Source organism: Pseudoalteromonas sp. Z1A8, assembly GCF_011378855.1.
Classification (GTDB): domain Bacteria; phylum Pseudomonadota; class Gammaproteobacteria; order Enterobacterales; family Alteromonadaceae; genus Pseudoalteromonas.
In genome coordinates, this window is the sequence record NZ_WTLB01000048.1 from 1 (window position 1) to 19,649 (window position 19,649).

Annotated in this window: 24 protein-coding genes; 15 read left to right on the plus strand and 9 right to left on the minus strand. The window is 38.8% G+C overall.

Annotation, left to right across the window (positions count from 1 at the left end; all coding sequences use genetic code 11):
* Window positions 1-174: 174 nt before the first annotated feature.
* A complete protein-coding gene (gene tnpA / locus GQR55_RS16020; protein ID WP_166421391.1) occupies window positions 175-570 on the plus strand; it encodes an IS200/IS605 family transposase in 396 nt (131 codons plus the stop codon).
* 124 nt (window positions 571-694) lie between these two features.
* On the opposite strand, the gene rluB is transcribed toward tnpA, so the two are convergent.
* The 4 genes from rluB to GQR55_RS16040 all read right to left on the minus strand — a co-directional run bounded on the left by rluB (window position 695) and on the right by GQR55_RS16040 (window position 3,486).
* The gene (gene rluB, locus GQR55_RS16025) at window positions 695-1,567 is read right to left on the minus strand and encodes a 23S rRNA pseudouridine(2605) synthase RluB (RefSeq protein WP_007582584.1); all 873 of its coding nucleotides are present in this window, start codon (window positions 1,565-1,567) and stop codon (window positions 695-697) included.
* Entirely contained in the window at window positions 1,564-2,154 is a 591-nt protein-coding gene (gene scpB, locus GQR55_RS16030; RefSeq protein WP_024590449.1) for an SMC-Scp complex subunit ScpB, read from the minus strand. Before scpB ends, rluB begins: the two co-directional genes overlap by 4 nt.
* A gap of 151 nt (window positions 2,155-2,305) precedes the next feature.
* Entirely contained in the window at window positions 2,306-2,827 is a 522-nt protein-coding gene (locus GQR55_RS16035; protein WP_166421392.1) for an EF-hand domain-containing protein, read from the minus strand.
* A gap of 227 nt (window positions 2,828-3,054) precedes the next feature.
* Window positions 3,055-3,486 carry an exonuclease III gene (locus GQR55_RS16040; RefSeq protein ID WP_166421393.1) on the minus strand — a complete coding sequence of 144 codons (432 nt, stop codon included), beginning with the start codon at window positions 3,484-3,486 and terminating at the stop codon, window positions 3,055-3,057.
* A 240-nt stretch (window positions 3,487-3,726) separates the two neighbouring features.
* Between GQR55_RS16040 and xthA the strand changes: the two genes are divergently transcribed.
* The 3 genes from xthA to GQR55_RS16055 are packed head-to-tail and all read left to right on the plus strand — an operon-like array spanning window position 3,727 to window position 5,986.
* The gene (xthA, locus tag GQR55_RS16045) at window positions 3,727-4,533 is read left to right on the plus strand and encodes an exodeoxyribonuclease III (protein WP_166421394.1); all 807 of its coding nucleotides are present in this window, start codon (window positions 3,727-3,729) and stop codon (window positions 4,531-4,533) included.
* A gap of 5 nt (window positions 4,534-4,538) precedes the next feature.
* Window positions 4,539-5,186: an energy-coupling factor ABC transporter permease gene (locus GQR55_RS16050; RefSeq protein WP_166421395.1), complete on the plus strand. Its 648-nt coding sequence runs from the start codon at window positions 4,539-4,541 to the stop codon at window positions 5,184-5,186.
* Window positions 5,183-5,986, plus strand: coding sequence for a putative RNA methyltransferase (locus tag GQR55_RS16055; protein WP_166421396.1), 804 nt, complete (start codon window positions 5,183-5,185; stop codon window positions 5,984-5,986). The genes GQR55_RS16050 and GQR55_RS16055 overlap by 4 nt, the downstream gene beginning before the upstream one ends.
* Here GQR55_RS16055 and yfbV read toward each other — a convergent pair.
* Complete coding sequence (gene yfbV / locus GQR55_RS16060) at window positions 5,970-6,416, minus strand: terminus macrodomain insulation protein YfbV (RefSeq protein WP_166421415.1); 447 nt, start codon at window positions 6,414-6,416, stop codon at window positions 5,970-5,972. The two genes, GQR55_RS16055 and yfbV, sit on opposite strands and share 17 nt — an antisense overlap.
* A 284-nt stretch (window positions 6,417-6,700) precedes the next feature.
* Between yfbV and GQR55_RS16065 the strand changes: the two genes are divergently transcribed.
* The 7 genes from GQR55_RS16065 (at window position 6,701) to GQR55_RS16095 (ending at window position 13,357) form a co-directional block, all read left to right on the plus strand.
* Window positions 6,701-7,915: an acetate kinase gene (locus GQR55_RS16065; RefSeq protein WP_166421397.1), complete on the plus strand. Its 1,215-nt coding sequence runs from the start codon at window positions 6,701-6,703 to the stop codon at window positions 7,913-7,915.
* A 2-nt stretch (window positions 7,916-7,917) separates the two neighbouring features.
* A complete protein-coding gene (pta, locus tag GQR55_RS16070) occupies window positions 7,918-10,077 on the plus strand; it encodes a phosphate acetyltransferase (RefSeq protein WP_166421398.1) in 2,160 nt (719 codons plus the stop codon).
* Window positions 10,078-10,304: 227 nt separating this feature from the next.
* Window positions 10,305-10,691: an ACT domain-containing protein gene (locus GQR55_RS16075; RefSeq protein ID WP_166421399.1), complete on the plus strand. Its 387-nt coding sequence runs from the start codon at window positions 10,305-10,307 to the stop codon at window positions 10,689-10,691.
* Window positions 10,692-10,694: 3 nt separating this feature from the next.
* Window positions 10,695-11,192 (plus strand): PTS glucose transporter subunit IIA, encoded by a 498-nt coding sequence (locus GQR55_RS16080; protein WP_166421400.1) that lies wholly within the window; start codon window positions 10,695-10,697, stop codon window positions 11,190-11,192.
* 4 nt (window positions 11,193-11,196) lie between these two features.
* Window positions 11,197-11,541 (plus strand): ArsC family reductase, encoded by a 345-nt coding sequence (locus GQR55_RS16085; RefSeq protein ID WP_166421401.1) that lies wholly within the window; start codon window positions 11,197-11,199, stop codon window positions 11,539-11,541.
* Complete coding sequence (gene dapE / locus GQR55_RS16090) at window positions 11,541-12,671, plus strand: succinyl-diaminopimelate desuccinylase (protein WP_166421402.1); 1,131 nt, start codon at window positions 11,541-11,543, stop codon at window positions 12,669-12,671. Before GQR55_RS16085 ends, dapE begins: the two co-directional genes overlap by 1 nt.
* Entirely contained in the window at window positions 12,671-13,357 is a 687-nt protein-coding gene (locus GQR55_RS16095; protein WP_166421403.1) for a M15 family metallopeptidase, read from the plus strand. The genes dapE and GQR55_RS16095 overlap by 1 nt, the downstream gene beginning before the upstream one ends.
* 23 nt (window positions 13,358-13,380) lie before the next feature.
* On the opposite strand, the gene GQR55_RS16100 is transcribed toward GQR55_RS16095, so the two are convergent.
* From GQR55_RS16100 to GQR55_RS16115, 4 genes are all read right to left on the minus strand, one after another.
* On the minus strand, window positions 13,381-14,250 hold the full coding sequence (locus tag GQR55_RS16100; RefSeq protein ID WP_166421404.1) for a DMT family transporter: 870 nt from the start codon (window positions 14,248-14,250) through the stop codon (window positions 13,381-13,383).
* Window positions 14,251-14,289: 39 nt separating this feature from the next.
* Complete coding sequence (locus GQR55_RS16105) at window positions 14,290-15,063, minus strand: putative DNA-binding domain-containing protein (protein ID WP_166421405.1); 774 nt, start codon at window positions 15,061-15,063, stop codon at window positions 14,290-14,292.
* Complete coding sequence (locus GQR55_RS16110) at window positions 15,060-15,890, minus strand: DUF692 domain-containing protein (RefSeq protein WP_166421406.1); 831 nt, start codon at window positions 15,888-15,890, stop codon at window positions 15,060-15,062. The genes GQR55_RS16105 and GQR55_RS16110 overlap by 4 nt, the downstream gene beginning before the upstream one ends.
* A gap of 86 nt (window positions 15,891-15,976) precedes the next feature.
* Window positions 15,977-16,435, minus strand: coding sequence for a hypothetical protein (locus tag GQR55_RS16115; RefSeq protein WP_166421407.1), 459 nt, complete (start codon window positions 16,433-16,435; stop codon window positions 15,977-15,979).
* 224 nt (window positions 16,436-16,659) lie between these two features.
* Between GQR55_RS16115 and GQR55_RS16120 the strand changes: the two genes are divergently transcribed.
* The 4 genes from GQR55_RS16120 (at window position 16,660) to GQR55_RS16135 (ending at window position 19,645) form a co-directional block, all read left to right on the plus strand.
* Complete coding sequence (locus GQR55_RS16120) at window positions 16,660-18,024, plus strand: adenine DNA methylase (RefSeq protein WP_166421408.1); 1,365 nt, start codon at window positions 16,660-16,662, stop codon at window positions 18,022-18,024.
* An 8-nt stretch (window positions 18,025-18,032) separates the two neighbouring features.
* Window positions 18,033-18,458, plus strand: coding sequence for a YcfL family protein (locus tag GQR55_RS16125; protein ID WP_007582549.1), 426 nt, complete (start codon window positions 18,033-18,035; stop codon window positions 18,456-18,458).
* An 11-nt stretch (window positions 18,459-18,469) separates the two neighbouring features.
* Window positions 18,470-19,090 (plus strand): penicillin-binding protein activator LpoB, encoded by a 621-nt coding sequence (lpoB, locus tag GQR55_RS16130; RefSeq protein ID WP_166421409.1) that lies wholly within the window; start codon window positions 18,470-18,472, stop codon window positions 19,088-19,090.
* A gap of 87 nt (window positions 19,091-19,177) precedes the next feature.
* Window positions 19,178-19,645 carry a glycine zipper 2TM domain-containing protein gene (locus GQR55_RS16135; protein ID WP_166421410.1) on the plus strand — a complete coding sequence of 156 codons (468 nt, stop codon included), beginning with the start codon at window positions 19,178-19,180 and terminating at the stop codon, window positions 19,643-19,645.
* The last annotated feature ends 4 nt before the right edge of the window (window positions 19,646-19,649 follow it).

The window sequence follows — 19,649 nt, forward strand, 5'->3', positions numbered from 1 at the left end:
GGCTTTATTTCCTTAAGAAGCGAGGCCATATCTTTGTAGAACAAGAATGTTTTATCGAACTCATATCGACGCCTATTTTCAGACAGCAATAAGTTCCAAATACCACGCGCTGTCGCGCCAAACTCTATGAGTTTAGCGTCTTGTTCATATACTGTATATGAAAGGGTTGTCAAGATGGAATATGAAACTAAATCACACTGCAACTATCTAATAGCGTTACATTTAATCTTAGTTGTGAAATATAGAAGGCAATTGCTACAAGGTAACTTGGGTGAATGTGTAAAACAAAAAATCTCTGAAATTGCAGAGCGCTCAGAATTTAATATTGAAGAGATCGAGGTAGACAAAGATCATATACACATATTGCTTATGATTTCCCCAACCATTTGTGTTGCGAGTTATGTCCGTAGAATTAAACAATCAACGACACAAAGCCTATGGTCGAGATTTAAGTGGTTGAAAAAGCAATTCTGGATTGAGAAAACCTTTTGGTCTGACGGGTATTTTATTTGCTCAGTTGGAAATGCTTCTGCTGATACAATTCGAAAATACATTCAAGATCAGGGCTAGTTATTCCGATTCATAATAAAAAGCTACCTACGGCCATAAAATAAAAACGCCTGATGAGATCCATCAGGCGTTTTATTAAATAACTGCCAATCCTCTAACACTTGAGGTCGGAAGTAATGATACGTTATTTACGTTTAGTCGGCTTAACACGCTGATTGTGTTTTTTAACTGCTTTACGAATTTGGTTAATTTTAGCGCGTTTATCTTTGCGTTTTTCAGGCATAACAGAAAGCTTAGTTTGTGTCTCGCGGCCTAATTTGACGGTTTTGCGTAAGTAGTTTACTGTTTCTAAATCATACTCCATCCAACCACCCTGTGGCACGCGCTTATCAAGCTCTAATTTACCGTAACGAATACGAATAAGACGAGATACTTCCGCATCTTGAGACTGCCATAAACGACGAACTTCACGGTTACGCCCTTCATTTAACGTTACGTTAAACCATCGGTTAACGCCTTCGCCACCCATAGGGGTTACAGTCGTGAATTTGGCTGGACCATCTTCAAGCTCAACACCACGTAGTAAGTTTTTAACCGTCTCGTTGGTTACTTCACCAAATACACGTGCAGAGTATTCACGCTCTACTTCATAGCTTGGGTGCATTAAACGGTTTGCTAGTTCACCATCGTTTGTAAAAAGCATTAAACCCGATGTATTAACGTCTAGTCGACCAACCGCAATCCAGCGATCGCCATCAATACGAGGAAGTCGGTCAAATACAGTACGACGCCCTTCAGGATCTTTACGTGTGCTTAACTCACCTTCTGGTTTGTTATACATAATCACACGACAGATTCGGTCTGCTTTTTCTTCAATTTTTACACTGTGACCGTCAACACGAATCAAATCGGTTTCTTCAACACGGTCACCTAACTTTGCCACTTTACCGTTTACACTAACGCGGTTTGCGTCAATGTATTTTTCCATTTCACGGCGTGAGCCTACGCCTGCACGGGCTAAGACTTTTTGTAACTTTTCACCTTGTATAATACTCATTCGGATGGTTCTCTCACAGAAGGATCGCTCAATAACTGGTTAATTTTACTTTGCTGCTCTGTTGGCAACGCAGGTAAATTTTCAAGCCCAGTTAACGAAAAATAATCTAAAAATTGCTTAGTAGTTGCATATAAAGCCGGCTTTCCCGGAACCTCTTTATGCCCTACCACTTTAACCCATTCTCTTTCGAGTAAGGTTTTAATAATATTCGAACCCGTAGTAACACCTCTTACTTGCTCAATTTCGCCACGTGTAATGGGCTGCCTATATGCAATAAGTGATAATGTTTCTAGTAAAGCACGCGAGTATTTTGGTGCGCGTTCTTGCCACAAGTTATTTAGCCAAGGGCTTAAACTACTGCATGCCTGAAACCGATATCCACTACCCACTTCAACTAGGCGAATACCACGAGTTTGAAAATGTTCTTGTATTGTATCTATTGCGTCATTTATTCGCGCCATAGAAATAGCTAAATCTATTAATACGATGTCTTTGAGGTGGCGTTTACTAACAGGCTTATCTGCAACAAAAATAGCTGCTTCAATGATCTCAACTAGTTGTTCATCACTAATTCGCCGACCCGCCATACACACTCTTAACAAATAAAAATACACAGCCATCTATTATGACAGAACAACACCAAACTAGGAAAATATATCTATCAAATAACTAAATTTAAAACACAAAAAAGCCAGTGACTAGCACTGGCTTTCAACTTACTTACTAAAATAGTAACTATTAGTTACTTTTAAAAGCTTCTAGTGCGTCATCTTCAGCTACTGCGTTACCGTATTTTTTAATATAACCCATAAACTCGCTTTTACTGATGCGCTTATCTTGGTTTTTATCCATGTAACCAAAATGATTTGAAATGTCATCATCGTTACCTTCAACTACCGAGATATAGCCATTGCTGTCGTTATCTAGACTTGCAAAGCTACTTTCAATTTTATCAAATTTAGCGATTTCAGCTTTAAATGCAGATTCACTTACCTCAGAGTCAGAGGCTACTTTGCCATTATTAAGCTTCATATAAGTGTTAAATTCTTTGCGGCTAATTTCGTTATCCATATTGGTATCAATATTTGAAAAGTGCTGCCAGATATTATCGTCATCTGCTTCAACTTTTGAGATATAGCCATCACTGTCATTATCTAAACTTGCAAAGTCACTGTCTATTCTTTCAAGACCTTGATTAGATGAACAAGCTGCTAGGCTTAACGATGCTAAAATTGTTGCTGCTAATGTTAACTTTTTCATAAGACGTATCCTTCGTAATTAATTAAATGTCACTCTAGTTAATACAATTCGGATGCCAACAATATTTAAATAATGTAAATCAATAGCTTAATTACTTTAGAGTGTACTTATTAAACAATTCCAATAAGTTAAGCTTGCAAGCTTTGTATACACCCTTGTAATTTTTGCAAAAAAATACCTGGTAATGACCAGGTATCTCAATTTTAGTTATATAGTTGAGCTAATAATTAGATTGCTGCGTTTTGGTAGCGTTTAACAAACTCAGTAACATTTTGACCATTACATTTTAATGAGTTTAGGTTACCAATTTTTTGACGAACAGGTGCTAAACCTTGTTTTAGGGCCGTCATACATAATTGAGTTTCTTGTTGAGCGTCTTTTGCAAACACTTCTATTTTTTCAGCAGATACTGTGCTTAGCGTCGTTTTTTTAGCTATATCACGAATATCTTCGCCATTGCATAAAATGCTTTTAGAAAAACGAGACAAGTAAACACCGTGCTGGGTAGCTTCTTTACGAGCAGCACTAAAGCCTTCATTTGCGCTTAGTACACATAACTTAGATTCAATTTTGTTATCTTGACTGAAGTAAGTATTGCTTTGTGCTGACGCAGTTGCAGATACTAGTAAGGCAGTAGCTAAAAGTAGTTGTGTTTTCATGAGAGATCCTATTTGAACGAGCTAAACAAGTGAATTTTGCGCATTATATATTCAATAAAGATGAGTTCAATTGAATTTTTTATTTATTTAATAAATTAACACTGCATTTACAATGTTTAAACTTTAGCTACCAATTGATCGACATTTGTGCAGCTATTATCTCAATTCAGTCATGTTATGTACGCGTATTTACTGATACAATTTGAGCCATTAAATAGAACCAATTTTAAGGTAAATTTTATGAAAGTGATTTCTTTCAATATCAATGGTCTGCGTGCTCGTCTTCATCAATTACAAGCAATTATCGACAAACATCAACCAGACGTTATTGGCTTGCAAGAGATTAAAGTTCATGACGAAGCGTTCCCACTAGAAGATGTACAAAAAATGGGATATCACGTCTACTTTCATGGTCAAAAAGCACATTATGGCGTAGCTATGTTATGCAAAAAGGAGCCTAAATCGGTATTAAAAGGCTTTGCCACCGATACCGATGAATCTCAAAAACGCATGATAAGCGTCACTGTTGAGCAAGATAACGGTCGAGATTTAACAGTAATGAACGGCTATTTTCCACAAGGTGATAATATTAATCACGAAACTAAATTCCCTTATAAGCGCCAGTTTTATAAGGATTTAATGACCCACCTAGAAACTAACCACACACCCGATCAGGACGTCATAGTTATGGGCGATATAAACATATCACCTACTGACTTAGATATTGGTATTGGCGACGTAAATGCAAAACGTTGGTTAAAAACAGGTAAATGCTCTTTCCAACCGGTAGAGCGTGAATGGCTTGCAACATTACTTAATTGGGGCTTTAAAGACACCTTTAGAGAGCAAAATCCTGAAACAGACGACCAATACTCATGGTTTGACTACCGCTCAAAAGGGTTTGTAGATAATCGTGGACTTCGTATTGACGTTGTTCTTGCAACTAATGAACTTGCTGCACGCTGTATAGATACCGGTATTGATTATGAACTTCGCGGTATTGAAAAGCCATCAGATCATGCCCCTATATGGTCAACATTTAAGTAATTACGATGCTCAGCATAACAATACAGGGACTACTTTGGTCCCTTGTAATTATCATTGCTATTTTAAGCTTTGATAAAAAAACATATAAATCGCTTTATAGCACATCAGCTCAACAAACGGGTGTGCTTGCGTGTGCGTTAGTGTTTGCAGTGCTTTGGCGAATAAAGGCTGGCATTTTAACGGGCCTTGATTTACACATACTAGGTGTTACCGCCGCTACATTAATTTTAGGCTGGCGATTAACGATTTTAAGTAGCCTACTTGCCACAGCCCTACTCGCTGCATTTGGCCAGATTGAAATTGAGCTGTTACCAGTTCAACTGCTTATTGGTGCGTTTATTCCTATAATATTGAGCTATCTTGGCTTTATAATTAGTTACCAGTATTTGCCTCGTCATTTTTTTGTTTATATATTTGTTTGCGCGTTTATAACCGCAGGATTTATAGCCTGTATAAAAATAGGCATAGGTGCTTTATTTTATTTGGCTATAGGGCAATATAATTGGCAAGAACTTGCAGATAACTACGTTTATTTAAGTGCTATTATTTGGTTTCCTGAAGCTATGCTCAATGGCATGGCTATAACAATTATGATCATTTATCGCCCTCATTGGGTAAAAACTTTTTACGATAAGGACTACCTAGACTCATGAGTCTTGAATATCAATGCCCGCTGTGTAACCTAGCACTTTTAAAAGCTGATTCAACGCTTCGCTGTGCTAACAACCACAGCTTTGATTTTGCCAAAGAAGGCTACGTTAATTTGCTGCCAGTGCAGCAAAAAAACTCAAAACAACCGGGTGACTCGCTTGAAATGGTACAAGCAAGACGCGCATTTTTAGAGCGTGGTTATTATCGTTTTTTACAGCAAAGCCTTAGTGATATAGTGAGTAATATAAGTGCAAACACTGTTATTGACTTAGGATGCGGTGAAGGGTTTTATACCCAAGCAATAGCGAGTAAAACAAACGCTATTGTATACGGTGTTGATATTTCAAAATCTGCAGTTAAATATGCCGCAAAGCGCTACCCTAATTGCCAATTTAATGTGGCATCAATCAGCCAAGCGCCCTTTAAAAACCAATTTGCTGATGTACTTGTAAGTGTATTTGCACCTTTGTTTGAAGAAGAACTTGAACGTCTTGCAAATCAAAACGCAACATTAGTGGTTGCAAGCCCTGGCCCTTGTCATTTAAAAGAATTGAAATCGTATATATATTCAGAAGTAAACGAACATACTGAAATTGCGATTCCAAAGGGATTTCAAAAATCAGAACAAATTCTTTTAACAGAGCAAGTAATGCTTGGCTTTGCTGATATTAAAAACTTAATAATGATGACGCCATTCGCGTGGAAATTTAGACCCGAGCACTGGGCAGCACTCGAAGAAAAAGGTGAGCACACTGTCACCTTATCGTTTTACATAACTCAATTTACTAAAACTGCTCTTTAGTAAACGCCTTATCCATTTTATCAAACATATCTTTAAGTAAATTAGCAAGCTCCATGTAACGGGGCTTGTTTTCACTTAACTGCATCTGATATCCATTAGCTACCATTTTAGTATAAAGCTCGTTATACCATTTGTGCATAGCGGGCTCTAAAGGCGTTTGTGCTCGCTTACCTAACCAAAATAAACCTTGTAACGGCAATGATATAAAAAATAATGCGCTCGCTATGGCTTGTGGTAAAAAATCAGGCCCCAAGTAATTTAGCTGAAAAAACAAAGTAAACATGGCTAAAATTGGCATTACTGTAATAGCCAGATCAGTTGCTCTAATTACTCTAAACTCTAAAAATAAAGGCGCAAGCTCTTTGCGCATTGGCCATTTTTTACCATACAAACGGCCAGTTTGTAGTTGTGACATCACACTTTTTTGCATCATGACTCCTCACAGATACTGCTTTTAAATACAATACAAATACGAGCTATACCTAAAGTGTAACACAAAATGAAGGAGTTACACTGTCTGCGCTAAAGAGCTTAAATTTACTATTAAATAGCATACAGTTCTAACTAAAACCCACTAATTAAGGTAAAGTATTTAACATTACGTTAACTGCTTTGCATTTGATCACTCAATTGTTTTTGCTTTATTTAATACCGTAAGTGTAACTATTACGTATTAATGTTCACTTACTAAATTTGTTTATGGAAATTGAATTTATGCCAACAAGCTCTCCTAAGTCACAACACGTTTTAGTGCTAAATAGCGGCAGCTCTAGCTTAAAGTTTGCCATTATAGATCCAAATAATGGTCACGAGGTTATCTCTGGTTTGGCTGAGCGCTTGGGAAGCGAAGCACCTTCAATAAAATATAAATATAATGGGGCTAAGACCGCTATTAATTTGAAAGCTAACGAAGCTCACGCTGAGGCAATCAATACCCTAGTGGCATTAATTAAATCATATAAATTAGATAAGCATTTGATAGCGGTAGGTCACCGTGTTGTTCACGGTGGTGAACATTTTATACAATCAATACTTATCGACGAAGATGTTATTTCGGGAATTACACAAGCTGCTACACTTGCTCCACTGCACGGGCATGCTAATTTATTAGGTATTTCATCTGCAAAAAAATCGTTTAAAGGATTACCCCAAGTCGCGGTATTTGACACCGCGTTTCATCAAACTATGGATGAAGTCGCTTATCTTTATGCTCTTCCTTATAAGTTATATACCGACTTTGGCGTAAGGCGTTATGGTTTTCATGGTACAAGCCACTGCTATGTTGCAGGTCAAGCCGCTCAGCTATTAAATCAATCCCTTGAAGAAAGTAATTTTATTAGTGCTCATTTAGGTAATGGCTGCTCTGTATGTGCAATAAAAAATGGTAAAAGTGTTGATACAAGTATGGGCTTAACTCCCCTTGCAGGCTTAATTATGGGTATGCGTAGTGGTGATATCGATCCCGGTTTATTTAACTTTTTAACTACACAACTAAACTATAGCGCGCAGCAAATTGACGATTTACTAAATCAAGAAAGCGGTTTACTGGGCATAAGTGGGCTTTCTAACGATTGCCGTACAATTGAAGAGGCTTCGCTTTCTGGGAATCAAAGAGCAACTCTAGCAATCGATATGTTTTGCTACCGGCTTGCCAAACAAATTGCAGCCTACATGGTGCCATTACAGCGCCTAGCCGCTGTAATTTTTACTGGCGGTATTGGCGAAAATTCAGATCTTATTCGTAAAAAAGTAATCTCTCAACTTGCCTTTTTAAACATTGATTGCGATGAGGAAGCTAACCTTAAAGCCCGATTTGGACAACAAGGGATTATTAGCACTAAAAAAACAAAAATTAAAGTTATCGTTATACCTACAAACGAAGAGTGGGTAATAGCAAACGATGCCGCAAGTATAGTAAAGGAGCTTTAATTATGGCACGTCGTATTATGTTAATTCCTGTATCTACCGGTGTGGGTTTAACATCTGTATCGGTTGGTTTAGTGCGTGCACTTGAACAAAAAACAGTTAAAGTTAACTTTTTCAAACCCATCGCTCAGCCTCGTTCAGGCGAAACAGGTCCTGAAAAATCAACACAAATAGTGACTCAAGGTTCACCTATTAATCCACCTCTGCCTTTTGCACTTGATTATGCTGAGCAAATGATTGCTGACGGTAAAGGTGATGACCTACTAGAGGAGATTGTTGAACGTTTTGAGAGTAAAATTAACGATGATGAAGTCGCTATTATTGAAGGTATGGTAACCACTCGTCGCCAACCTTATGCTGGGCGTGTAAACCGCGAAATTGCACAAACACTCGGCGCCGAAATTGTATTTGTACTTACCCCTGGTAATTACACCATTACACAAATAGAAGACCGCCTTGAAATTGCAGCAGGTAACTATGGGGGCATTGATCATCCTCGCGTACTAGGCTGTATTTTTAATAAAGTAAATGCACCACTTGATGAAGAAGGCCGCGCCCGTGCCGATTTAGTCGATGCCTATAAACCTGAAGAGCTTGAAAACGAATTAAATCGTTTAGCGTCTTTACCTATTTTTAGAAAAAACCCGTTTATGTTGCTTGGTGCAATCCCGTGGGATTTTGACTTGGTAGCACCGCGCGTAAAAGATTTAAGCGCCTATTTAAAAGCCACCATTATTAACGAAGGCGACATGCTTCATCGCCGTCTGCGCCGTATTACTTTTTGCGCGCGTACGGTATCAAACATTTTAAACTACTTTACGCCAGGTGCTTTATTAGTTACCCCTGGCGATCGCTCTGACATACTTGTTGCAGCATGCCTATCGGCAATGAATGGCACAAAACTTGGCGCTATATTGTTAACCGGAGGGTATGAGCCTGAGCCGAGAATTATGGCCTTGTGTGAGCAAGCCATGCAAACCGGTTTACCAATACTTGCAACCGATGCCGACACATGGCGTACATCACTACTACTACATAACTTTAATATGGAAGTACCGAGTGATGATGACCAACGAATTGAAAAAGTAAAAAATCATAACGCAGAGCATATCAATTCAAATTGGCTCGACACACTTGCAAAAAGTGTGGGCAAAACACGTAAACTATCACCACCTGCATTTCGTTACTTACTGACTAATAAAGCGCGTAAAGCAGGTAAAACCGTGGTATTGCCAGAGGGAAATGAACCTCGCACTATAAAAGCAGCGGCTATTTGCGGACAACGCGGTATTGCTAAAACTATACTACTGGGCGATCGCGAAGAAATAATGCGTATTGCCGAGCAACAAGGTATTGAGCTAAACGAACATGTAAGTATTATCGAGCCAAAAAGTATTATAAATGATTATATTGCACCTATGGTCGAAATTCGTAAAAGCAAAGGCCTAACTGCTGTAGTAGCACAAGAGCAACTACAAGATAACGTGGTACTTGGCACAATGATGCTTCAAGAAGGTAAAGTAGATGGTTTGGTATCGGGCGCAGTAAACACCACCGCCAATACGATTCGCCCTGCACTTCAGCTCATTAAAACTGCACCAGGTTCATCGTTAGTATCATCCGTATTTTTTATGCTACTTCCAGATCAAGTATTAGTTTATGGTGACTGCGCTATTAATCCAGACCCTAATGCTGAACAACTTGCTGATATAGCCATTCAATCTGCCGATTCTGCTGCCGCATTTGGCATAGAGCCACGAGTAGCAATGATCAGCTACAGCACAGGTACTTCGGGTACAGGTGCCGATGTTGAAAAAGTACGCGAAGCAACGAAAATTGCGCAGCAAAAACGTCCAGACTTAATTATTGACGGTCCACTACAATACGATGCCGCTATTATGGAAAATGTAGCACTTAAAAAAGCACCTAATAGCCCTGTTGCTGGTAAAGCCACTGTATTTATATTCCCTGATTTAAATACGGGTAATACCACCTATAAAGCAGTACAAAGAAGTGCTGACTTAATAAGTATTGGCCCTATGCTGCAAGGTATGCGTAAACCTGTAAACGATTTGAGTCGGGGAGCATTAGTGGATGATATTGTATATACAATCGCCTTAACTGCCATTCAAGCAGCCCAAGCAGAAGCGCAAATAGCACATTAAACGCAACGTGTGTTTTTTATAGCCTAGCTATTATTTATTTAATAATTAACTAGTTAGACTATTTATACCCTGCAACCCCCATACTTATCCACAGAAATTGTGGGTAAGTTTTTAATCTCCATTAAAATCGATTTACTAACGCTTATTTTAGTCGCTGTTACACCTTTAATTTAAAGCCAATAATCTATACTATAAAGCTATTAATAATGCTGTATCGCAGGCGTTTAATGTCAAAACAAACATTACTATTACACAGCACAGTTTTATCTATACACAGTTTAGATGTAGACGCCGATATACCTGCGGCACTCCTAAAGCTTCCTTTATTTTTTATATCTAAAACTCATGATGAACTATCCATCGTTTGCCCTAGTAGCTTTGAAATACACTCCCTAGATACCGAGTCTGATTGGCAAGCACTTGAAGTAGTAGGCCCACTTGGCTTTTCGTTAACGGGAATAATGGCCAATATATCGGGGGTATTAGCGCGTGCTAAAATTTCTATTTTTTCAATCTCAACCTTCGATACCGATTATATTTTAGTAAAAAAACAAACGGCGTCACAAGCGCTTACTGCATTAAAAAAAGAGGGTTACAACGTGGTGGCCGAATAGCTTATGAAAGCACAAACAATAGAGTATTTAGCACTCAATAAAACACCTCGTAATGCCATTCTTATTACAAGCCCATTTACAGGTAAAGTAATGTCGCTTAAAGAACACCCCGAACCTATTTTTAGATTTGGTATTCTTGGACCAGGTATTACGGTGACGCTCAGTAGTCACAAAATTTTAGCGCCGTTTGACGGTACATTATTACAAGTAAAAAACGCAGGTGCTGAGTTTATTTTACAAGCTAAGAATGGCTTAAAAGTCTTAATAAACTTAACAATTCCTGATTCGCAATCAATTACGCACACACACATAGCACAATTAAACGGCAGTGAAATAAGTAAGGGTCAGCGCCTTGCTTATTTTGATTTACGCGAATTAGATACACCTATGCTAGCAAGTTTAATTTTACTTAATGGCCATAACCTTGGCACATTTCATTACTCACATTCGCATGTAAACGCGGGTGTAGACACCCTATTAACTATTATTAAGAAGAACTAAATTTATGATTACTTTATACGGTATTAGTAATTGCGATACGATAAAAAAAGCAAAAAAATACTTAGCCGACAACAATATCGAATTTACGTTTCATGATTACCGCAAAGATGGCGTAAACGAGCAAATGGTGAATGATTTTGCAGATAAGCTCGATTGGGAGCAACTCGTTAATAAAAGAGGCACAACTTATCGCGCATTATCTGATGAGCAAAAACAGAGCCTAACTAAAGAAAGTGCTATCCCATTGTTAGTTGAGCAACCTGCCATGATCAAACGCCCAGTACTTGTAAGTAATGGCAGTTATCATTTAGGTTTTAAAGCCGCGCAATATGACGAGATTTTTAAATAATGACTAGTGACGTAATTAAACTCGCCCAAGCGCTAATCCAACGTGAATCGGTAACGCCCGAAGATGCTGGCTGCCAACAAATGATGAACGATCGCCTTGCTGCGGTTGGTTTTAATATAGAGTCGTTATTTTTTACCGATACACTCAATACATGGGCTCGAAAAGGCACTCAATCACCACATTTTTGTTTTGCTGGCCATACTGATGTTGTGCCCACAGGTCCTGAAAAAAATTGGCAACATCCGCCGTTTTCAGGATTAATAAAAGATGGTCTATTGCATGGGCGTGGCGCTGCCGATATGAAAGGCTCATTAGCCGCAATGCTTGTAGCAACCGAGCGCTTTGTTACTAAAAATCCTGATCATAAAGGCTCGATTTCTTTTTTAATCACCTCAGACGAAGAAGGTCCATTTGTAAATGGGACGACCCGCGTAATAGATACATTAGAAGCACGCGGTGAAAAAATTGATATGTGCCTTGTAGGCGAGCCCTCATCACGCGATGTACTCGGTGATGTGGTTAAAAATGGTCGCAGAGGTTCACTTACCGCTTTTTTAACCGTTAAGGGTATACAAGGTCATGTGGCCTACCCGCATTTAGCACAAAACCCAATTCACTTAGCGACACCAGCACTTACTGAGCTTAGCCAAACGGTATGGGATAACGGAAACGAATACTTCCCCGCCACCAGCTTTCAAATTTCGAATATTAATGGTGGTACGGGTGCAGGTAATGTTATTCCGGGTGAGCTTGAAGTACAGTTTAACTTTAGATTTAGCACGCAAGTAACGCATGAGCAATTACAACAACGTGTAAATGACATTCTACAAAAGCATGACTTAAATTATGAATTAAGCTGGATAGTAAATGGCTTGCCTTTTATTACCGAGCATGGCCCGCTTGTTGATGCCACAGTTAAAGCAATTAAATCGGTAACCGGCTTAACCACCAACCTAGAAACCACTGGCGGTACATCAGACGGACGTTTTATTGCTCAAACAGGCGCTAAAGTAATTGAACTTGGCCCGCGTAACGCCACTATTCATAAAGTAGATGAATGTGTAAGTACCGATGATTTAATAGCCCTTACCGACATTTACGAGCAAATATTAGAGCAACTTTTAACATAATGGATGTCACTCAACCCACACCAATAATGTGTATTACTGGCCAAAGTGATACACATTTAACTGATATACAAAATCATCGCTTGCACAGCGCTATTATCAGCGACTTTTTAGCACTACAAAGTGCAGCCAAAAAAGCAGGATTTGAGCTTACTATTGCCTCAAGTTTTCGTGATTTTAATCGTCAATCAATTATTTGGGATAATAAGTTTTTAGGTATTCGCCCTGTTTTTAATAAACAACAAGAGATTGTCGATTTAACTAAGCTAAGCGATAGTGATAAGTGTATAGCGATCATGCTCTACTCTGCATTACCAGGGGCAAGCAGGCATCATTTAGGGACCGATTTAGATGTGTTTGATAAAGCAGCAGTGAGTGATGACTATAAGCTGCAGCTAACGCCTGATGAATATCAGCAAGGTGGTCCGTTTGCGCCTTTAAGTAATTGGCTTGATACTCACCTAGCTAAATTTGGTTTTTATCGTCCTTACCAGCATGATTTAGGCGGCGTAGCACCGGAGCTTTGGCATATAAGCCATATTAAGCAATCACAATTATTAGTGAATACGCTTAGCGAGCAAGTACTTTTTGAATGCATAGAAAATAGTGAACTACAGGGCAAGCAGACAATACTTGATAACTTACCCGCTATTTATACACGCTTTGTAACAAACGTGAGTCCCCCTTAAAAAGAAGATTAACTTAAATAATATTAAGCCTTCTTTTTATTTAAGATAAATACCAGCACCGCGCCTAATATTAACGAGCTTGCTATTACAAACTCCATTGTTACCTGCTCTGATAAAAACAAGACACCAGCAATGGCTGCAAGTACAGGTACACAAAGCTGCACAACAGCAGCTTGTGTACTTTTAAGCAGTGGCATAGCCACATACCAAACACTGTAACCAATTCCAGAAGCTATCGCACCCGAGGCACATGCAAGTAACACCCCTTCAATACTCATATTTTTTAAATAACTCATACCTACAAGTAATAAAACAGGAATAGCCACTAAGCTTCTAATAAAGTTAAACCCAGTAGTACGCAGTGGCGATACACACACTTTACCTCGAATACTGTAAATACCCCATGCAACACCACTGAGTGCCATAAGCGATGCACCTAATAAAGAAGGGACCGCAGCAGAAGGCAGCATTAAATATACAAATCCACCTAATGCCACTATAAACGCGCACCACTGAAGTAAACTTAATTGCTCTTTTTTATAGATACCCCAGCCAATCATAGTGAGTTGCACGGCTGAAAACAAAATAAGTGCGCCAGTGCCTGTATCTAGCTCTACATAGGCAATCGAAAAACAAAGCGCATAAACTAAAAGGCTAATACTGCTTCGCCAGCTTCCTTTATCACTTAAAATAGCGGGATTAAATGTGCCTTTGCGTTTTAAATTATGCGTATAAATAGCCATTATAATGCCCAAACACGCAGCACCACTTAGCAAGCGAATAACTGTAAAGTTCCAAGCATCTATATAGCCCTCGGCTAAGGCCATTCTGCAAAAAAGAGAATTTGCGGCAAACGCAATTAAAGCAATTAATGTGTATAGGGTGGCTTTCAAAAAAATTCCTTTGCAACGAAAAAACAATGTTGTTTAAACTTATTCGCTAATTAACCAACCACGTTCGAGCCATTGGTTTATTTTAGTAATTAAAAACCCAGCAATTTGCTCACCAGGGAGCTCATTTAAACAGGATTGGCATAACTGTGCAAAGGGTGTGTTTTGTTTTAATAGATTCAGTAAGCGGTACTCTTGTGTATCAACGCTTAAATATTGCGTACGTCTGCCAGCATCACGTGCTACCACCCAAAAACGAGGCTCTGAACTTATTGGCGCTGGTGGTGTTTGCTTTTCTTTTATTGCCTGCCAACTTTCAACAGCCAACGTGTTAAACGCAGCTAACTGTACACTTGGATGTAGTTTTAATATTAAATTTGGCCACTGCTGCGGCTCAATACTTTCAAGCTCTGGTACATTGAGTAATGCTTTATCGCTTGCATCAAACGCGCTTAGTAATAGCCGTTCAAATTTAGCTATATCTGCAAGTATGGGGTAATCGTTAAAGGGCGCATTAGTGGCCAAGTAATCTGGTAGTTTATCTGCAAAAACACGTAGTGACGTATGAATTGAAGGATACAAGGCTAAATAGCCATCAACCATCATCTCAAATAAGTCATCACCTAAGTAAATACCCAGTTGTTCGTGATCTTGCTCTATCACTGCTCTTAATCGAATTTTATAAGCGCTTTGATAAATAGAGAGTCGCTGCTGTATATCCAACTGCCCTTGCTGCGCAATTTGCTCGGTAATATCCGAACTTTCACCTTGCAGTAAATCCATGAACTGCTGCTGCAGCCTTGCCAATTCGCTCATGCTTTACTATCCCAAAACGGCTTTACTAGTGTTTTAGCATGCTCAAGTTCAGTTATTAACTCATCAAGGGAGCCAAGATTATCATCGCGTTCAATCATGGTACTAACTGGCCCTAATGTTTTTGCATACTGAGCATATAAATCCCATACCGCATCAGGTACATCTTCATCATGAGTATCTATAATATGTGTGCCAAAATCTTGATGGCCTGCTAAGTGTATTTGCGCTATAGCAGTACTCGGAATAGCCGATAAATAATCCATCGCGTTAAAGTCGTGATTACGTGCACTTACATAAACATTGTTTACATCCATTAAAAACTGACAGCCAGTTTGCTTATGTAATTGTGCTAAAAACTCCCACTCACTCATTTGTGAATCGTTGTATGTTAAATAACTCGACACATTTTCAAAAATCATCTCGCGACCAAGGTAGTCCTGCACTTGCGAAATTTTATTTGCTAAATGATTAAGCGCCTCATTGGTGTACGGCATCGGTAGTAAATCGTGACTATTAATACCACCAACTTGAGTAAAACATAAATGATCAGATACCCACTGCGGCTCTACCCTTTCAATAGTGTTTTTTAACTGATTCAAATAATCTTTATTAATAGGCTCAACACTGCCAATCGACATTGACACACCATGCATAACAATCGGGTAATCTGCTCTTATTTTATTTAAGTAATGCCAAGGTTTACCACCGGCTACAAAATAATTTTCTGAGATAATTTCAAACCAATCTACAGCAGGCTTTTGTGTAATAATTTGTTCAAAATGTGGGGCTCTTAAACCTAAACCAAAGCCTAAAAAACGATTTGTCATATACTTCCTTAAAAACCTGAGTAACACATCCGTAATTAAATGTATTACTCATATTTATTATAGCTTTAACTATTAATTACTTTTTATTAGCTATCTACAGAGCCGCCAATATCGCCACATGCTTTTGCAGGCATTGATACAAAACCTGTACCTTTACACGATGCATGACCTGCACACGCGTTATTTGCTGTTTTACAATCGTTATGACCGCCACACACATTTACATCGTTACAATGCACTAAATCCGTTTTAGCGACACTGCCAACCCATTTATCTTTTACTTTACCGCCAACATCAGCACATGACTTTGCAGGCATAGCTACAAAACCAGTCCCTTTACATGACGCTTGACCAGCACATGCATTTTCAGCTGTTTTACAATCATTATGACCGCCACATACATTAGCATCGTAACAATGCACTAAATCAGTTGTTGCGCCATTATTAGCAACTACACTTGATGTTGCCGTTTCTGCTTCTGTTGCATTACAACCAACTAAACCTGCTACCATTACAGCCATTGCTGCACCTGTGAACTTTTTCATTTTTTAATTCCTCTGAGTGATATAATACCTAGCAAGACCGCTAAAGCGAAAAGACCATTTCAGTGTAGTCGATAATAATTAATAAAATTCACACTTTGTTCACCAATATCATTCTATATTTCCCTATTAGCAGGCAGTATTACTCTACGATTTTTTACAATATTTCACACATTTAGCTAAAAATAATATGTTAATGTATGCAGGTAAATTAAGAGGAGTGCGCAGTGCGCCTAAGTATAATTTTAAGCTTTTGTTGGATTTTAAGTGGGTGTAGCACAATGGGCTTTAATGACCTATTTAATGACTATGCCACGCAAATGACACCAATAAGAAATGCGATCGAGAAAAATAATATCGAAGAAGCGCAATCTCTTATTGCTAATAATAGCGCCATGCACAGTAGCTACTTACTCAATCAACTTGAGCAAGCTCGCTTAAACGACTTAGCCAACACACCAGAGGGTGCACAAAGTAAGTTTGAAAACGTGTATACCCAAATGCAAAAAAAACGCGAAGGTGCCAAAATACAAGTAAGTGCAGGGCTTGAACAAAGTAATGCATTATTTACTAATGACTCAGCAATAACCTATGTACCACCGGCTTACGAAATGAGCATGCTTCATAGTTATAAAGCACTTAACTACGTGTATAAAAATGATGTAGAAGGTGCTTTAGTCGAAATTCGTCGTGCTAATAAAGTACAAGTTGATGCACTTAGCGAAAATGAAGCAGAAGTCGACTCAACAGTTAAAGAAGCGCAGCAGCACTACCCTAGCATGGGCAATGTGACCAGAGATGTAAAAAATGGCTTTCAAAATGCCTACACATTTTACTTATCTGCTTTGCTTTATCAAAGTGCTAAACAATACGACGACGCGTACATTGATTACAAAAAAGCACTGGCTATACAACCTAACAATGTTTATTTACAGCAAGACGTAATGCGTCTTGCTAAAAAACAAGGGTTTGATCAAGACCTAAGTGAATTTAAAAAGCGTTTTAGTGATGCACCTACTATTTCTGCAACACAAGGCGAAGTGATTGTTTTATTTGAACAAGGCTTAGTACCAAAACAAGATGAATTTAAGCTACGTTTACCAATTTATTCATCAGGTGGCGATGCACGCTTTTACAGCTTAGCAATGCCAGTGTACAAAGATAACGCCTATGTGCGTCGTCTTAACAACATAAATATAGATGCACAAAGTTTAGAGCTTAGCCCACTGGTACATCTTGAAGCACTTGCAGCTAAAACGTTAGAAGATCAAATACCTGCAAAAGTCGCTCGCCAAGTACTTAGGCTTGTTGCAAAAGAGAAAGTGCGTGCAGAGCTTGCACGCAGCGCAGGTGATGTAGGTAACATACTCGCTAACATTTATAATTTGGCGTCTGAGCAAGCCGATACACGCAGCTGGCTTACACTTCCAAATCAAATAAGCGTTGCAAGGCAAAGCCTAAATACAGGTGAGCATTCCCTTAATATAGGCACACAAGCACCTATAAATTTCACCATTAGTAAGCAAGGGTTAACGTTAATTTACTTAACCTCTATTAATAACTACTTTAATTATCACGTAGTTCAACTTTAGGAGCCATCATGAAATACATAGCGCCATTATTAGCAGTCTTAATGCTCAGTGCATGTTCCAGCAAACCGGTTACATCGGGTATTTCTGTTGAACAAAATAAAAATCAGTTCAATGAGCAATTACGTGTAGATAACCCAGAACTCGGTAAAAAGCTGGCCATTACTGATGTTAAAACACGTCAAACTAACCAGTTAACCGACGTGGTAGTGACACTTTCGAGCCAGTATAAAAAGTCACAGTATTTACAGTATCAATTTAATTGGTTTGATAAAGACGGCTTTGTGATTAAAGGCAACCACTCGCCTTGGCAAGCACTTACCTTATTTGGTTTTGCAAAAACGCAACTACCGGGCTTAGCACCTAGCTCTGATGCAGTTACCTTTTCCTTAGCAGTAAGAGAAGTGTCTACCGAATCACAAGAATTTAAAGATTAAAGGAAACAATTATGATCATCAGTAAAAAACTTAAAACAGCATCAACTTACGCTTTAGTTGGCTTAAGCGCTTTAGTACTCAGCGGCTGTGCTAATAAAGCCGTAGTAAGTTATGGCGATGCACAAGCAGTAGAAACAACAGATATTAACTTTGGTTCTACCGACTTACAAAAAGTAGCGAGCCAAATGACCGACTCATTACTAAGCTCACCTGTGGTTGGCACAATGACCGCTAATAAACGCCCTGTAGTATTTGTTGAGCGTATTAAAAATAAAACCAGCGAGCACATTGATACAGAGTCAATCACCGATTCAATCTCAACACAAATGCTGCGCAGCGGTAAATTTCGCTTTGTAGATATGACCCGTGTTGAATCAGTACGTGAACAATTAACGTTTCAAAACGAAGATGCCCTTGTTAACCCTGCAACAGCCGTTGCATTTGGTAAACAAATTGGCGCGCAATATATGTTATATGGAAATTTATCGAGCATAGTTAAATCAAATGCCGATAAATCAGACGTATACTACAAATTTACAATGCGTTTAATAGATATGGAAAGCGGCCTAGTTGAGTGGGCAGACGAAACTGAAATTCGTAAAACGAAAGAAAAATCAACCTTTGGCTGGTAGCTAATACCAATCTGCTTATATATGGGGTCTATTTAACGAATTAAATTGATCAAAGATTTATGCAGGTTGGTATAAAAGGAGCAAGTTATGAAAGCAATTACTGTAATAATGTGCGCTTTACTTACAATTAGTGCACCTACGTTTGCTAAATACGAGCGCAATAAAGCGGTCCCTGTGCAGCAAGTTTTATTTGGTGACGTAAAGTCGGTACGCAATATTACCGAACAAGAAATCATTCAAGATAAAAACAACGGTTGGAAAACCTTTGGCGGTGCATTACTCGGTGGCGTAGTAGGCAACCAATTTGGTGGCGGTAGCGGCCGTACTGTAGCAACAATATTAGGCTCGGTAATCGGCGGCAGTGTTGCACACAACAGGCAACAGCAAAGTCATTATCAGCAAAATAACTTTGTTGAACTACTAATACAAGTTGAAAATGGCGACCAGTTTATGGTTGTTCAAGATCAAGACCAATCAATGCGTTTTAGCAAAGGCGATAACGTAAGGTTAGTGTACTTGAACGACAATACAGTGCGTGTAGATAAAGCGTATTAGGCAA

Bases quoted from the DNA above. Each gene is read 5' to 3' on its own strand.
- tnpA (WP_166421391.1), top strand. From the start codon at position 175: ATGGAATATGAAACTAAATCACACTGCAACTATCTAATAGCGTTACAT.
- rluB (WP_007582584.1), bottom strand. From the start codon at position 1,567: ATGAGTATTATACAAGGTGAAAAGTTACAAAAAGTCTTAGCCCGTGCA.
- scpB (WP_024590449.1), bottom strand. From the start codon at position 2,154: ATGGCGGGTCGGCGAATTAGTGATGAACAACTAGTTGAGATCATTGAA.
- GQR55_RS16035 (WP_166421392.1), bottom strand. From the start codon at position 2,827: ATGAAAAAGTTAACATTAGCAGCAACAATTTTAGCATCGTTAAGCCTA.
- GQR55_RS16040 (WP_166421393.1), bottom strand. From the start codon at position 3,486: ATGAAAACACAACTACTTTTAGCTACTGCCTTACTAGTATCTGCAACT.
- xthA (WP_166421394.1), top strand. From the start codon at position 3,727: ATGAAAGTGATTTCTTTCAATATCAATGGTCTGCGTGCTCGTCTTCAT.
- GQR55_RS16050 (WP_166421395.1), top strand. From the start codon at position 4,539: ATGCTCAGCATAACAATACAGGGACTACTTTGGTCCCTTGTAATTATC.
- GQR55_RS16055 (WP_166421396.1), top strand. From the start codon at position 5,183: ATGAGTCTTGAATATCAATGCCCGCTGTGTAACCTAGCACTTTTAAAA.
- yfbV (WP_166421415.1), bottom strand. From the start codon at position 6,416: ATGCAAAAAAGTGTGATGTCACAACTACAAACTGGCCGTTTGTATGGT.
- GQR55_RS16065 (WP_166421397.1), top strand. From the start codon at position 6,701: ATGCCAACAAGCTCTCCTAAGTCACAACACGTTTTAGTGCTAAATAGC.
- pta (WP_166421398.1), top strand. From the start codon at position 7,918: ATGGCACGTCGTATTATGTTAATTCCTGTATCTACCGGTGTGGGTTTA.
- GQR55_RS16075 (WP_166421399.1), top strand. From the start codon at position 10,305: ATGTCAAAACAAACATTACTATTACACAGCACAGTTTTATCTATACAC.
- GQR55_RS16080 (WP_166421400.1), top strand. From the start codon at position 10,695: ATGAAAGCACAAACAATAGAGTATTTAGCACTCAATAAAACACCTCGT.
- GQR55_RS16085 (WP_166421401.1), top strand. From the start codon at position 11,197: ATGATTACTTTATACGGTATTAGTAATTGCGATACGATAAAAAAAGCA.
- dapE (WP_166421402.1), top strand. From the start codon at position 11,541: ATGACTAGTGACGTAATTAAACTCGCCCAAGCGCTAATCCAACGTGAA.
- GQR55_RS16095 (WP_166421403.1), top strand. From the start codon at position 12,671: ATGGATGTCACTCAACCCACACCAATAATGTGTATTACTGGCCAAAGT.
- GQR55_RS16105 (WP_166421405.1), bottom strand. From the start codon at position 15,063: ATGAGCGAATTGGCAAGGCTGCAGCAGCAGTTCATGGATTTACTGCAA.
- GQR55_RS16110 (WP_166421406.1), bottom strand. From the start codon at position 15,890: ATGACAAATCGTTTTTTAGGCTTTGGTTTAGGTTTAAGAGCCCCACAT.
- GQR55_RS16115 (WP_166421407.1), bottom strand. From the start codon at position 16,435: ATGAAAAAGTTCACAGGTGCAGCAATGGCTGTAATGGTAGCAGGTTTA.
- GQR55_RS16125 (WP_007582549.1), top strand. From the start codon at position 18,033: ATGAAATACATAGCGCCATTATTAGCAGTCTTAATGCTCAGTGCATGT.
- lpoB (WP_166421409.1), top strand. From the start codon at position 18,470: ATGATCATCAGTAAAAAACTTAAAACAGCATCAACTTACGCTTTAGTT.
- GQR55_RS16135 (WP_166421410.1), top strand. From the start codon at position 19,178: ATGAAAGCAATTACTGTAATAATGTGCGCTTTACTTACAATTAGTGCA.